This window comes from Neobacillus bataviensis, from assembly GCF_019969725.1.
In genome coordinates this window covers 207,663-220,430 of sequence record NZ_JAHXYW010000006.1, presented here as the reverse complement: position 1 = coordinate 220,430, position 12,768 = coordinate 207,663, and the positions used below count along the sequence as shown (strand labels likewise).

16 protein-coding genes and 1 pseudogene are annotated in these 12,768 nt (G+C 38.3%); 6 read left to right on the top strand and 11 right to left on the bottom strand.

Going from position 1 to position 12,768, the window contains the following annotated elements; genetic code table 11:
* Nucleotides 1-8 precede the first annotated feature (8 nt).
* The 5 genes from LC455_RS17060 to LC455_RS17040 form a co-directional block, all read right to left on the bottom strand.
* Entirely contained in the window at nucleotides 9-653 is a 645-nt protein-coding gene (locus LC455_RS17060) for a bifunctional 4-hydroxy-2-oxoglutarate aldolase/2-dehydro-3-deoxy-phosphogluconate aldolase (RefSeq protein WP_223592534.1), read from the bottom strand.
* Nucleotides 654-714: 61 nt separating this feature from the next.
* Entirely contained in the window at nucleotides 715-1,539 is an 825-nt protein-coding gene (locus tag LC455_RS17055; RefSeq protein WP_223592532.1) for a carbohydrate ABC transporter permease, read from the bottom strand.
* On the bottom strand, nucleotides 1,536-2,414 hold the full coding sequence (locus tag LC455_RS17050; RefSeq protein ID WP_223592530.1) for a carbohydrate ABC transporter permease: 879 nt from the start codon (nucleotides 2,412-2,414) through the stop codon (nucleotides 1,536-1,538). The genes LC455_RS17055 and LC455_RS17050 overlap by 4 nt, the downstream gene beginning before the upstream one ends.
* Nucleotides 2,415-2,537: 123 nt before the next feature.
* Nucleotides 2,538-3,860, bottom strand: coding sequence for an ABC transporter substrate-binding protein (locus LC455_RS17045; protein ID WP_223592529.1), 1,323 nt, complete (start codon nucleotides 3,858-3,860; stop codon nucleotides 2,538-2,540).
* A 218-nt stretch (nucleotides 3,861-4,078) separates the two neighbouring features.
* Nucleotides 4,079-4,831 (bottom strand): IclR family transcriptional regulator, encoded by a 753-nt coding sequence (locus LC455_RS17040; RefSeq protein WP_223592527.1) that lies wholly within the window; start codon nucleotides 4,829-4,831, stop codon nucleotides 4,079-4,081.
* Between the two features lie 272 nt (nucleotides 4,832-5,103).
* Between LC455_RS17040 and LC455_RS17035 the strand changes: the two genes are divergently transcribed.
* Nucleotides 5,104-5,880, top strand: coding sequence for a class I SAM-dependent methyltransferase (locus LC455_RS17035; RefSeq protein WP_223592525.1), 777 nt, complete (start codon nucleotides 5,104-5,106; stop codon nucleotides 5,878-5,880).
* 319 nt (nucleotides 5,881-6,199) lie between these two features.
* Complete coding sequence (locus tag LC455_RS17030; protein WP_223592523.1) at nucleotides 6,200-7,018, top strand: HipA family kinase; 819 nt, start codon at nucleotides 6,200-6,202, stop codon at nucleotides 7,016-7,018.
* Between the two features lie 111 nt (nucleotides 7,019-7,129).
* Here the strand turns inward: LC455_RS17030 and LC455_RS17025 are convergent, their stop codons facing one another.
* Nucleotides 7,130-8,512 carry an L-cystine transporter gene (locus tag LC455_RS17025; RefSeq protein ID WP_223592521.1) on the bottom strand — a complete coding sequence of 461 codons (1,383 nt, stop codon included), beginning with the start codon at nucleotides 8,510-8,512 and terminating at the stop codon, nucleotides 7,130-7,132.
* Nucleotides 8,513-8,722: 210 nt separating this feature from the next.
* Between LC455_RS17025 and LC455_RS17020 the strand changes: the two genes are divergently transcribed.
* Together LC455_RS17020 and LC455_RS17015 are read left to right on the top strand one after the other, a co-directional pair.
* Entirely contained in the window at nucleotides 8,723-8,890 is a 168-nt protein-coding gene (locus LC455_RS17020) for a hypothetical protein (protein WP_223592520.1), read from the top strand.
* Between the two features lie 55 nt (nucleotides 8,891-8,945).
* Complete coding sequence (locus tag LC455_RS17015; RefSeq protein ID WP_223592519.1) at nucleotides 8,946-9,179, top strand: hypothetical protein; 234 nt, start codon at nucleotides 8,946-8,948, stop codon at nucleotides 9,177-9,179.
* 332 nt (nucleotides 9,180-9,511) lie between these two features.
* On the opposite strand, the gene LC455_RS31930 is transcribed toward LC455_RS17015, so the two are convergent.
* The 3 genes and pseudogenes from LC455_RS31930 to LC455_RS31925 form a co-directional block, all read right to left on the bottom strand.
* Nucleotides 9,512-9,568: a hypothetical protein gene (locus LC455_RS31930; protein WP_223592744.1), complete on the bottom strand. Its 57-nt coding sequence runs from the start codon at nucleotides 9,566-9,568 to the stop codon at nucleotides 9,512-9,514.
* Nucleotides 9,569-9,661: pseudogene (locus LC455_RS17005) on the bottom strand (hypothetical protein); the annotation flags it as partial.
* Nucleotides 9,648-9,743: a hypothetical protein gene (locus LC455_RS31925; protein ID WP_223592518.1), complete on the bottom strand. Its 96-nt coding sequence runs from the start codon at nucleotides 9,741-9,743 to the stop codon at nucleotides 9,648-9,650. The pseudogene LC455_RS17005 and the gene LC455_RS31925, both read right to left, overlap by 14 nt.
* Before the next feature lie 123 nt (nucleotides 9,744-9,866).
* On the opposite strand from LC455_RS31925, the gene LC455_RS16995 reads away from it, so the two are divergent.
* Nucleotides 9,867-10,376 (top strand): GNAT family N-acetyltransferase, encoded by a 510-nt coding sequence (locus LC455_RS16995; protein WP_223592517.1) that lies wholly within the window; start codon nucleotides 9,867-9,869, stop codon nucleotides 10,374-10,376.
* A gap of 982 nt (nucleotides 10,377-11,358) precedes the next feature.
* On the opposite strand, the gene LC455_RS16990 is transcribed toward LC455_RS16995, so the two are convergent.
* Nucleotides 11,359-11,505 carry a hypothetical protein gene (locus LC455_RS16990; RefSeq protein WP_223592516.1) on the bottom strand — a complete coding sequence of 49 codons (147 nt, stop codon included), beginning with the start codon at nucleotides 11,503-11,505 and terminating at the stop codon, nucleotides 11,359-11,361.
* Here LC455_RS16990 and LC455_RS16985 point away from each other — a divergent pair.
* On the top strand, nucleotides 11,492-12,259 hold the full coding sequence (locus LC455_RS16985) for a TSUP family transporter (RefSeq protein ID WP_223592515.1): 768 nt from the start codon (nucleotides 11,492-11,494) through the stop codon (nucleotides 12,257-12,259). The two genes, LC455_RS16990 and LC455_RS16985, sit on opposite strands and share 14 nt — an antisense overlap.
* A 44-nt stretch (nucleotides 12,260-12,303) precedes the next feature.
* On the opposite strand, the gene LC455_RS16980 is transcribed toward LC455_RS16985, so the two are convergent.
* Nucleotides 12,304-12,630, bottom strand: a complete 327-nt coding sequence (locus LC455_RS16980; protein WP_223592514.1) for a hypothetical protein — start codon at nucleotides 12,628-12,630, stop codon at nucleotides 12,304-12,306.
* Nucleotides 12,631-12,768: the final 138 nt, after the last annotated feature.

Sequence of the window (12,768 nt, the reverse complement as noted above, 5' to 3'; positions counted from 1 at the left end):
TATTGAATTTATTTTGGTAATTGAACGTTTTGAGCAATCTCTACGAATCTGGCTGCCCGTCTTTCAATTTCCGAAAAATCTCCTTGCTTCACTAGCTTTTCATCCACGAGTGAACTGCCAATTCCCAACGCACTCGCTCCTGCCATTAAATAGTCCGCTGCATTCTCTAACGAAATGCCTCCGACCGCCATTGTTTCTACAAAAGGTATCGGTCCTTTCAAGTCAGACAAATATTTGGGCCCAAGATGACTGATTGGAAATATTTTGACCATTTTGGCCCCATATTCATAAGCCGTTAACACTTCAGTGGGGGTCATGACACCCGGGATAATCGGTACATTATAACGGTTAGCTGTTTCAATCGTTTCTTTTTTTAACGTTGGGGTGAGGAGATAACCAGCACCAGACAGAATGGCAAGTCTTGCAGACTCTGAATCTAACACGGTCCCTGCTCCAATCAGCAATTCCGGATACCGCTCTTTCATCCGTTCAATACCGCTAAGAGCCCCAGGGGTGTTCAACGTGATTTCAACTGCACGGATGCCGCCTTGAAAAAGACTTCTAACTGTATTCTCAAGCCCCTCAAGGGACTGACTACGGATGATTGCCACTAGCTTTGTTCTTCGTATTTCCTCTAATGGTGAGGCTGTCATTCTACTCATCTCCTATTAGTTTGTGATTAAGGCGACCTTCTAAATATTGATTAGACTGCCCTTACCCCTTTACACTTCCGCCTGTTAATCCCGCAATAATATAGCGCTGCGCAAACAAGGCCAATAGAAGGACTGGTGCTGTAATCGTAACGGAAGCTGCCATTAAGCCACCCCAGTTAATATCCGAATACGAAATGAAATTAAATACCGCAATCGGCAATGTCTTCGTATTATCACCGGCAAGAATTAAAGAGAACATAAAGTTATTCCATGAAAAAATAAACGCTAAAATGGATGAAGTGACAATTCCCGGGCCAGAAATTGGCAGCATTACCTTAACAAAGGCAGTAGGAATGGAACAGCCATCCACCCGTGCGGATTCCTCCAGTTCATGCGGAAGTCCTTCAAAAAACGGAATCATCACCCAGATGATAAACGGCATGGTTACAAGCATATGACTAAGAATTAAGGATGTATACGTGTCGATTAAATGTAATTTTGAGAAAATAATAAACCAAGGGATAAGGAAGGAAATTCCTGGAACAATTCTCGCCACAAGAATTAACAGCCCTAAACCTTGCTGCTTGTATTTCGCAATCGCGTAAGCTGCAGGCAAACCAAGAATCAGTCCAAAAATGGTTGCCCCAATCCCAACGACAAAGCTATTCCAAATAAATTGAAGAAAAGAGTATTCTTTAAAGATGCTGATATAATTATTGAAATTCGCTGTAATCTCAAAGATCTTTGATGTATTCAGGATTTGTACTTGTGTCTTAAACGACGCCAGAACCATCCATAGGAAAGGCAGCAAAAACAAAAACAGGGCAAAGTAGACACCAACATGAGTAAGGGCGACGCTTAACTTTTTTGGTTTTTTTCCACTCATAGGTTAACCCCCGCTCTTTTACGTAATAATATGGTAAAAATACTGATAGATAGGACAATGACGAAAAATACCATAAGTAGTGCAGAAGCCTGACCAATTTTAAAATATTGGAAGCCTAAAACATACCCGTAAATATTAATCGTTTGTGACGATGTACCTGGTCCACCTTGGGTGGTCGCATAAATAATATCAAAGGTTTTTAACGCATCAATCATTCGAAGTAAAATAGCTGAGTAAAGTGTTGGCTTTAATAATGGAAGCGTAATTTTGCTAAACGATTGCCAGGTGTTTGCTCCATCGATCATCGCCGCTTCATACGGATCCTTTGGAAGAGAGACGAGTCCAGCCAGTACGATTAAAGCAATCATCGGCGTCCATTCCCAAACATCAATGAAGATTAACGAAGGCATAACGAGGTTCTGTGACGTTAACCATTCTTGGCCCGGAATCCCTAATTTTTGTAAAAAGACGTTCGCAATCCCGATGTTTGGCTCGTAAATAAGCACCCAAATTAAACCTACAGCAACTGGAGTCGCCACCATCGGCAATAGAAATAGTGTTTTTACTAGTCCTTTACCGACGATATTTTGGTTCATCAGGATGGCAAGACCCACACCCAACACCGTTTCAATGGCTACAGATGCAATCGTAAAGTAAAACATCAGTTTCAAGGATTTTAGAAAAAGTTCATCATGAAAAAGTTCTGTATAATTTTGTAACGCTACCCATAATGGGGGCGTAACGTTCGACATATTCCAATCATGGAAACTCAGCCAAAAGGTATATCCCACAGGCATAACCATCATGAGTCCTACAAAAATCACAGCTGGCATTGTAAAAACCCACTTGATGTTACGATCAATCCAGTTTGTCATTTCTTCTGCTCCTCCTTACCAGTTGTTTACTGCTTGTAAAACAAACGGCCTTCGAGAGCCCTCCGGTAAATCAAACCCAGATTGCTAACCGAAAGCCGTTAAGAATTAGGTTAAATCAATTTCTTATTTCTCGCTGTCAAGGATCTTTTGGAATTCTCCATCTGCTTTTCCAGCAGCTGCCTTGACGTCTTTTCCTTCAATAGCTGCAAGGATGACATCACCAATAGTGTCGCGTGCATTTCCTACGTTGATTACAACTGGACGGTCATAAGGTGTACCTGACTTCCCGTTTTCAGCAATCGCTGCTGCTAAATCCTTAGGGAATTTTGCCGTTCCTTCTGGAGAGTTCCAAACAGAAATACGTGCACCAGGGTTTCCTTCAGCTTGAAGCTTCGCAACCATCTCTTTACTTTCTACCCATTTAATAAACTTCCAAGCGGCATCTTTCTTTTCAGAGTTAGCACCGATACCAAGTGCCCAAGAAGTAACAACGTAAGGCTTAGTTCCATTTGGACCAGCTGGGAATGGAGCAAATCCTACCTTGTCAGCTACAGTTGATTTAGAAGCATCTGTTGCATTCGTGAATAAAGAGGAAGCATCTGTGTAGAATGCTGCTTTACCTTGTGTGAATACAGCCATCGCTTCTGGCCAGCTCATATTTAATGTCCCTTTAGGACCGTATTTGTTTAAAAGGTTGCCATAATAGTTAAACGCTTCAATTGCTTCAGGTGATGTAAGAGCAGACTTTCCATCCTTCATGAAGTCCCCGCCAAAGCCATACAAGAAGCTGGAGAACTGAGTAACCGCTGCAGCGCGCTTTCCACGTGCTACAAATCCAGAAACTCCATTAGCCGGATCATTTAATTTCTTCGCTGCCACTTCAAGCTCGTCAAGGGTTTTTGGAACCTCAATGCCGGCTTTTTCTAAAAGATCCTTACGGTAGTAGAGAACTTCTGTCTCGGTTACAAGTGGTAAACCAAATACCTTTTCTCCATCCTTAACACTTCCAAGGGAAGAAGGAATGAAATCATCTGTGTACCCCTTCTCTTTACCTACATAATCAGTCATATCAGCAAAGTAGCCGCTCTTATGGAACATCTTACCGTCTTGAAGTGGACGGAACATAACCACGTCAATGTTCTTTGAGTTAGATGCAAACTCTACTGCCGTTTTTTGTGTTAGCTGGTCTTCAAAGTAGCTATCAACTTTTACTTTAATACCAGTTTCTTTTTCAAACTCTGGCAATAAGGCTTTAATAGATTCTGTCCATGGATGGTTCGCAGCAACTACGCGAATTTCCTCTACCTTTTTCTCCGTCTTGCCTGTTGAGCTAGATCCTGATGATGTATCTGATCCAGAACTACAGCCCACTAATGAAGAACTAATTCCAACCGCTAATGCAAGGTAACCAGCAGCTTTCTTAAAACCTACGAAACTCTTTTTCATAATCTTCCCCCTCTATAAATAGACTAAAAATTACAAAATTTGATAACGTTTTCATTATATGATAGAAATTTTTGAATTACAACAATTTTCGGAAAAATATTTTTTCATAATCAAATGTTTAGTAAACTTTTTTTCAAATTGAAATTAGTCTAGGAATTTTCAAAAGGTAACCGTTTTCATTTTTTGCAAAAATAAACTAAACCGATTTAAAGTCTGATTTAGATGGGTCCGTATCCGATACTAGTTGATATTTTCCCAGCTGTATCAAGCAGCTTCTCAACGATACTTTCTTTTTGTTTCAACATTCTTTCTTTCGGCCCTGCTACACTGATCGCAGCCTGAATGGTATGGTCTACCCCATATACAGGTGCAGCAAGACAGTACAGTCCTTCTTCATTCTCTTCATCATCAATGGAATAACCTAGTGCAGCAAATACTTCTAACTGCTCCACAAGCGCTTCTTTATTGGTGATTGTCTTTTGAGTAATTGGCTCAAGCTTTAGCCCATTTAAAATTTCTTCTCTTCTTTTTTGAGGAAGAAAGGTTAAAAAGGCTTTTCCCAAACCCGTGCAGTACAAAGGCTTGCTTTTTCCAGGTTCGGCTGTCGTTCGGATGGACCGATTACTATTGATTTTCACCAGATACGCCAGTTCAGAATGGTGAAGCTCTGCCATAAATACGGTTTCCTGAACCTCTTCCATTAACTGTTTTAGATAAGGAGTTCCTTGTGCAGAGATTTCTAAGGAATCCATGGCTACACTGCCAAGCTGAATGAGCTTGGGTCCAAGTTTGTATTTTCTAAATTCATCCGTTGTCAGGTAGCTGTTTTTAAACAATGTTTCGATCAAGCCAGAGGTGCTGCTTTGCGGAAAGGAAAGTGTTTCACTAATTTCCTTTATCGTTAATCCCCCTGGATACTGGGCTAGCAACTCAAAAACTCTTAACACACGTTCCGCTGACTTTACAGACATCCTTTTTCCTCCCCAAATCACATATGTGATGTTAAATCATATATATGATTTACATCTATAATGTTACTATAGGTCTTTATTCCTTGCAACATTCTTTTTTAAAAATTCAGATAAAATATTTTAAATGCGAACCCACAGAATACACAGGGACGGTTCTCATGGTTTATGATGATGTTAGTTCCCACCGTAGGAACCGTCCCCATTGTCTTCCTCTGTAAATGATGCACTGTACGGTGTATGATTAGATTAGTTAATAAATAGATTAATTTAGGATGGCAGATAACTTGGAAACAAAACCTAAATATCAAACCTGGATTCGAATTTACAAACTAGTTATTTTTCTGGGAATTTCACTCCTGCTTCTTTTAGTAACATTATTACCTGTGAATTTATATTTGCGAGTCCTTTCAGGAATTTTAGCGTTGCCTTTTATTTATATAGCCTTTATCCTTTCTTATTCTGTTTACCAATTCGCCGTATTTGGGGGAAATTATCAGTCAAAAATCCATGATTTAATTTTGGCCAAAGTGAATGGGGATGGAAGAGGAAAAATACTAGATATCGGAACAGGCAGTGGTTCACTGATTATTAAACTAGCAAAGGCTTTTCCGGAGTCCCTTTTAACTGGAATTGATTATTGGGGCGGAAATTGGGAATATACGAAGGCTCAATGCCAACAAAATGCTGAAATTGAAGGGGTCGCTGATCGGATTGATTTTCTGAAAGCAAGTGCTGCAGAACTCCCCTTTAATAATGATGAATTTGAAATCATTGTCAGTTGTCTCACCTTTCATGAGGTAAAGGATAGAAGAGATAAAACAGAAGTTATCAAAGAGGCATTAAGAGTGTTAAAACCTGGTGGTGAATTTGTCTTCTTAGATTTGTTTATGGATGAAAAAATATTTGGGGAAGAGCTCTTAAATGACTTAAAGAATCATGGTGTATCTGAATTGAATAGCTACAAGCTGGATAAAGCCATGAAATTGCCGAAGCTCTTATTGAACAAAAAAGTATTAGGAAATGCAGTGATTTTGAGGGGAAGGAAATGAGTATCCCCATAACTAGAGTTAGGGGTTTCAAAAGAATATCGAAGCCCCCCTTTTTTTATCGCAAAAATTATGATTTAGCGGATTCAGCTAACTGCTCTTGAATTTCCAGCAGTGTCGGCAGACCGTCATAGCGCCTTTTTTAGATATAACAAGAAAGCACCGCATAAACGGTGCTTTCTTGTTATATTTGGTGTTCGCACATACGGATAATAATGAAGACTTTCACAAAAATACGTAAAAAATATGCGTTTGTCCAATTCCAATGTTATCTTCTTTTAATTTACTGTAATTATAAAAAACAATAATGGAGGTAATTAACATGGAATCGATGGGACTGTTGAAATATCCGGTTAAGTTCGTACAAACATTAAGAGGTGGTACGGCACATGTCATTCTTTTTAACGACGGTAAAAAATATGTAGTGAAATGGAACGGCACTACAAGAAAGAGAGCAAAAGAAGCAGTAAATGAGTTTGTGGCAGCTCAACTCGCAACACTCCTTGCCCTTCCCGTTGTCCCCTTCGAGCTAGTATACATCCCAGATGAATTCATAAAGAAAAACCCTGAATTACAATCCAAAATATACAAATTCAGACCAGGATGCCAGTATGCGTGTTTATTCATCGAAAACAGTATTGTCTTAAAAGAACTAGAAACACTTCCATCCAAGACGGAAGTGAAAAATCAAGATATGCTTGCCGCAATGGCGGTATTCGATCAATGGGTGTATAATTCCGATCGAACTATGAGCAATTGGCTTTTGGAACGTCTTAGTGACGGCAGCTATTATTTCCACATGATCGATCATGGAAAATGTTTTCCGGGCGGATACAAATGGTCTCCAAAAACGCTTCGTCAGAAACAAAAATATAATATGAAATACCAAGAATCTTACCAATGGATTTTCTCTATTCTCAATAAAGAAGATTTTACATCATATGTAGAAAAAATTATCTCCATTCCAAACAAATTAATCTATGAAGTTATTCAATCCATCCCCGAAGAATGGGCGGTATCAAAAAAGGAAAGCGAAGCCCTGTACTATTTTCTTGTAAACCACAAAAATTCCTTACCGAAGGTCATAGACAAATTCATCAAAAAATATAACAACAATTCATCTAATAAGAAAAAGAGATAAGTAGAAAAAGAGATGTTTTATACTTGGTAAAATAAAAAAGCAGGATAGCCCTCTTATAAGGCTATCCAGCACATTGTTTTTATTAATCTTACTAATTAGGAAATTCCCTTTTTATGCCTCTATCACTCTCGTCTGTTGGTAAACCTCATTTTCCAATTCACCCGTAATCTTACCAGTCAGCACTCCAGCTGTCATGCTTCCGCTGACATTCAAGGCTGTACGTCCCATATCAATTAATGGCTCAACAGAAATCAATAGCCCAACGATAGCAATTGGAAGGTTTAATACAGATAAAACGATCAATGCAGCAAAGGTCGCTCCGCCGCCAACACCAGCAACGCCAAAGGAACTAATGGCCACCACCAAAATAAGCGTAATAATAAACGATGGGCTTGCTGGATCGATGCCTGCAGAAGGCGCCACCATGACGGCTAACATTGCAGGGTAAATACCGGCACATCCGTTTTGGCCGATGGAAAGTCCGAAAGATGCCGCGAAGTTCGCAATCCCTTCCGATACACCAAAGTCTTTTGTTTGTGTTTTAATATTCAATGGTAATGTTCCTGCACTTGTACGCGATGTAAAGGCAAATGTTAATGCCGGCAACGCTTTTTTCACATAATTTACAGGACTTAATTTTGCTAGTAATAAAAGCAACAGATGGACGATAAACATCGCAATTAAAGCCACATAGGATGCAATCACAAACTTACCTAATTTCGCAATTGCTTCATAATCACTCGTTGCCATCACTTTTGTAATTAAAGCAAGGACACCATATGGCGTTAAACGAAGGATAAGAGTTACGACACGCATGATAATAGCATAAAAAGTATCAATAATTTTAGCAAAAAATTCTCCGTGTTCCGGATCCTTTCTCTTTACGCCAAGGTACGCCATACCCACAATCGCGGCAAAAATAACGACAGCGATGGTAGAGGTTGGACGGGCACCCGTTAAATCTTGAAATGGATTACTTGGAAGTAACTCGACGATTTGTTGCGGAATCGTCATATCTTTAACACCAACAACCTTTTCTTCCAACATAGCATTTCGAGCTGCTTCTGCTTCCCCTGAACTTAAATGAATTCCTTCCAGGCCAAATCCCAATGCAGAGCCGATTCCGATCGCCGCAGAAATGGCAGTTGTTCCAAGAAGAATACCAATAACTAGGAAACTAATTTTTCCGATATTTTTAGTCAGTTTTAATTTTGTAAACGCTCCAACAATCGAAATGAACACAAGAGGCATGACAACCATTTGTAATAGCTTCACATACCCTGTTCCAACGATATTAAACCAATCTATGGACTTTACGGTTATATCAGACGTTGTCCCATAAATGAAATGAATGATAAATCCAAAAACAATCCCCAAACCTAGAGCAGCAAAAACACGTTTTGAAAAAGACACATGCTTCTTCTGCATCGCAAACAATCCTAAGACAATCAGAAGAAAAACTGCAATATTAATGATAATCAGCAAGGTATTCATGATACTCCCCCTTAAATATTCTATATATGTAATAAACACTACTATAATATTATTAATCCAATCGGTCAAGTCGGAATAACCAAAAAAACAAAAACAAAGGGGAAGGTCCTCCTGGTTCAAATGAGGTTAATACCAACTATTTATTTACAGGAAAATATACCCTTTAGTAAAATAGTACTAGAAAAAATTAATATCAGGGGGTAATTTTTAGTGTTTAAATTATTAATGAAGTGGTTTATTGAGATTGCTTGGCCTGTAATTAGAAAATTATTGGTGAAGTATGCTGTAGAAATACTGGATTTTATTTTTAGTAGAATAAAAGATTATATTAAGGATTGGATTATGGGAATGAGTAAAGTAGAAGAATCAAAAAGCTGAAGAAAGTTATAAAAAGGCCCAAGCTTCAACTGATCCTGAGGAAAAAAGAAAATATATGTATGAAGCAGAGTTTTATAAAAGAGAAGCAGACTCATATGCTCAAAAATTAAAAGAGATGGAAATAAAATTTGAAGAATTAAAGAAAAAAACAGAACAAGAAATTAACATTAAAACCGAGAACTTAAAAGCAGATGATTTATTTGAAACAAATAAAAAATCACCTGATTCACTTATATTAAAACAAAACAATCGCATTTTAATGTTAGAAGATAATTCGAATAAACATTAATTTAACGAATCAATCGAGGTAATTTTTATATGTGATATTTAACTAGGCTATGTTAAAGCTTAATATTGATTTTGCCTCGTGTTGATTTTGAGGATGAAGGACAAAGCCGCCCCTTAAAACAGGAGAATGGTCAGTAAAAAGGGGTTCATAATGCCCTAACTCATCCGGGAAGTGAGAAAAATGTCCTTCATGATGCAGATGTATGAAAACCAAGTTTAACAGAACCTTTAAATTAAAAATTGGATAGCCTTTTTATTGGCTATCCAATTTTTTCATTTAAATCATTTATTGATGTTTTTGCTAGTCACAATCGTCCTTGGTCCATGGTCCTATTACTTCACCCAAACCCCATTAGAATTAAAGTAATACCACTTTCCACTGATCTTCACTCAACCAGTTTCCATTACTCCATTTCCATCGAGGTAGTACCATTTATTATTGTCTTTTAACCATCCAATTGCCATTGCATCAGTTGACTTTAGGAAGTACCACTGTTTCTACCTTTGCCCCTGTTTGGTTGAGGTAGTACCAAGTGCCTTTATCCTTTATCCAGCTAGTTGCCATTGTAGCATAAGTCCTATTTTACATTTGATGGCAGATTGCCACAATATTATATTAAAGATGTGCTAAAATAATGGGGCTATCAAAATTAGAAAAATTTTTACAGCTGATAATGAGGTGTTTTTAATGAAAGTAATGGAAACCGATAGATTAATCCTCCGATGGCTAACACCTAAAGATGATGCCTTTATACTTGAACTTTTGAATGATCCATCTTGGATCCGTTTTATCGGAGATAAAGGTGTGAGAACGCTGGAGGATGCAAGAAACTATATTTTAACAGGTCCAATGGATATGTACACTCAACAGGGATTTGGTCTTTACTTAACGGAGCTTAAAGACGGAGGAGTTCCGATTGGCATTTGCGGCTTGATTAAAAGGAATTCTTTAGAAGATGTTGATATTGGCTTTGCCTTTTTATCAAGATTTCAATCTAACGGCTATGGATACGAGGCAGCCTCTGCTACATTGGAGTATGGGATTGAAAAATTAGGACTCCATCGAATCGTGGCGATCACCTCTAAGGATAATGACCTTTCCTCCAATCTACTAGAAAAAATCGGAATGAAATTTGAGAAACTCGTTATTCTTCCTCCAGACACTGAAGAGCTTAAATCGTTTGCTTTTGAAAAGTAACAATAGGGATGCCGCCACTGGAACCGTTATCATGGTCTCCCGAATGAATTTAAAGTATAATAAAAGAGAAGTGCTAGGAACACTTCTCTCTTCATCCCTACCGCCAAGTAGGGTAATATTATTTCTCTGAGGCCATCCTGTTGCTTGCCACATCTAGGATGGTTTTCTATTTTTATTGAAGGATTTCAACCTATTAACCATACTATTTCACCGTGTGGTCATTGGCAATTCCGTCATTCTAGATGCCCCCTTCCTTGGCTATTTTTCAAATAAAAATTACATAAATGAATTGATCGAAAAATATAACTAGCAAACGATCAACCCAATCGTCCTTAAGGTGACAGTTGATTTTGAAACACTTAAACAAAGGATGGAAGCTAGAGCTCTTGAAAGAGATACCTGGAAACTGACCAACTGGGAGACGTATGTTCAAAGCATCCAGGAAAAACAGTGTTTATGGGAAAATATTAAAATGGTATCTTTTGATAATAGCAGCGACACGGTCGATACCGAAAAACTCTTTCAAATGCTGGATTTTAAAAGTGGTATCACTATTAAATAATTCTCGTGGAGAGTTCATGAGGACAACCGGCGATAAATTTTGATGGAACGTGTCCACATTGAAGGCTTATGAGGACAGAATCCGCTAATTTTTGATGGCACTTGTCCTCATGGAAGGCTCATGAAGACAGAATCCGCTGATTTTTTGATGTAACTTGTCCTCATGGAGGGCTCATGCGGACAGGGGCTCCCTGTTTTTTGATGGCACTTGTCCTCATAGAAGGCTCATGTGGACTGAGTTTCCCTGTTTTTTGATGATTTTGTCCTCATGGAAGGCTCATGTGGACTGAGTTTCCCTGTTTTTTGATGATCTTGTCCTCATGGAAGGCTCATGTGGACAGAATCAGTTGAATTTTGAAGATTTTTGTCCTCATGGACTCTAACTCCACAGGGTACGGTTCTTGTTATTAAATGAACATCATCAAAAACCAACGGAACCATAGCCCCAAATCGTCGAAAAGGCTTCAAGTTCATCCATATCGTCACACATCAAAATGACAATTAGTCCATAATCAGGTACTATACTAGTAGTCACCAAAGGAAAGGCTGATTGTATGCATCTAGACATAGAACCCTCGTTATTAATGATTTTGATTATTTTTGGATTTTTAGCTTCCTTTATTGATTCAGTTGTAGGGGGCGGCGGGCTAATTGCATTGCCTGCGTTACTATTTACAGGACTGAATCCAGCATCAGCAGTTGCTACGAATAAATTGGCAGGAACGATAGGTTCTTTAACGAGTACCATTATGTTTTATCGTTCTGGCAAACTCGAGATAAAATCAGTGTTGAAATTATTTCCACTTACTTTCATTGGCTCGATGATTGGGGCTTGGACTGTTCATTTAATGAACCCTGAAGTGCTTAAGCCATTAATGTTGTTCATGCTCGCAGCGGTCACTATTTATACTATTTTCAAGAAAGATTGGGGCAGCATATCAGCGCCTAAAGAATTGTCCCTCCGCCGCTATATTATGTTTATGCTGGCGATTTTTGCAATTGGCTTCTATGATGGATTTATTGGTCCTGGAACAGGTTCATTCTTAATTTTTTCTTTTTTATTGATCGGATTTGATTTTTTAAAGGCGGCAGGAAACGCGAAGTTTTTAAATTTTGGCAGTAATATTGCTGGATTATTGATGTTTATGTTTTTAGGACAAGTCCATTACACGTATGGACTCATAATGGGGGTTGCCCAACTTGTTGGGGCGATCTGTGGCTCAAAGTTTGCCATCAAAAGAGGAAGCGGTTATGTTCGTGCCCTTTTTATTGCCGTAACCTGCTTATTGCTGGCGAAAAATATTTATGATTATATTCATTAACTTCTAAAAGTAAAAGCCGATATGATAAATCATATCGGTTTTTGTCAATGTATATTATACCATCCATGCCCTGAGGCTTCTATGACCCGAATTTTCCTAACAAGATGGTTATTTATAAAAATCTCTACAGTTGTAGAAAATTTGTCAAGAATCACTCTATTTATACTCCATATTTTACCTAACCCCTGTATACAGTACATATCTTCCAGTCCGGGTTTTCTTCCCTCTCTAAGAAAAATTCGAGCAGAACTAATTCCAGTACCCGGATAATGTCCGAGTTCTACTATTTCATCACATCTTGTGGGCAATTGACCAATGAGCTTTACCGTAATAAAACCGTCTGTTCTAGATGCATCAGCTTCTGTAAGCATAAAATTTTCTCCTCGTATACATTTAATAAATTCACTTATTATATGTAATCACCCATGGCATGGTACTAAGTTTATTAATTAATCTCTCTTAATAATGCTAAAAGCAGTGCGATTTCGGATGTGAAATCCACTGCTTCT

Coding starts and splice junctions, on each gene's coding strand:
- LC455_RS17060 (WP_223592534.1), bottom strand. CDS start 653: ATGACAGCCTCACCATTAGAGGAAATACGAAGAACAAAGCTAGTGGCA.
- LC455_RS17055 (WP_223592532.1), bottom strand. CDS start 1,539: ATGAGTGGAAAAAAACCAAAAAAGTTAAGCGTCGCCCTTACTCATGTT.
- LC455_RS17050 (WP_223592530.1), bottom strand. CDS start 2,414: ATGACAAACTGGATTGATCGTAACATCAAGTGGGTTTTTACAATGCCA.
- LC455_RS17045 (WP_223592529.1), bottom strand. CDS start 3,860: ATGAAAAAGAGTTTCGTAGGTTTTAAGAAAGCTGCTGGTTACCTTGCA.
- LC455_RS17040 (WP_223592527.1), bottom strand. CDS start 4,831: ATGTCTGTAAAGTCAGCGGAACGTGTGTTAAGAGTTTTTGAGTTGCTA.
- LC455_RS17035 (WP_223592525.1), top strand. CDS start 5,104: ATGGCAGATAACTTGGAAACAAAACCTAAATATCAAACCTGGATTCGA.
- LC455_RS17030 (WP_223592523.1), top strand. CDS start 6,200: ATGGAATCGATGGGACTGTTGAAATATCCGGTTAAGTTCGTACAAACA.
- LC455_RS17025 (WP_223592521.1), bottom strand. CDS start 8,512: ATGAATACCTTGCTGATTATCATTAATATTGCAGTTTTTCTTCTGATT.
- LC455_RS17015 (WP_223592519.1), top strand. CDS start 8,946: ATGTATGAAGCAGAGTTTTATAAAAGAGAAGCAGACTCATATGCTCAA.
- LC455_RS31925 (WP_223592518.1), bottom strand. CDS start 9,743: ATGGCAACTAGCTGGATAAAGGATAAAGGCACTTGGTACTACCTCAAC.
- LC455_RS16995 (WP_223592517.1), top strand. CDS start 9,867: ATGAAAGTAATGGAAACCGATAGATTAATCCTCCGATGGCTAACACCT.
- LC455_RS16985 (WP_223592515.1), top strand. CDS start 11,492: ATGCATCTAGACATAGAACCCTCGTTATTAATGATTTTGATTATTTTT.
- LC455_RS16990 (WP_223592516.1), bottom strand. CDS start 11,505: ATGTCTAGATGCATACAATCAGCCTTTCCTTTGGTGACTACTAGTATA.
- LC455_RS16980 (WP_223592514.1), bottom strand. CDS start 12,630: ATGCTTACAGAAGCTGATGCATCTAGAACAGACGGTTTTATTACGGTA.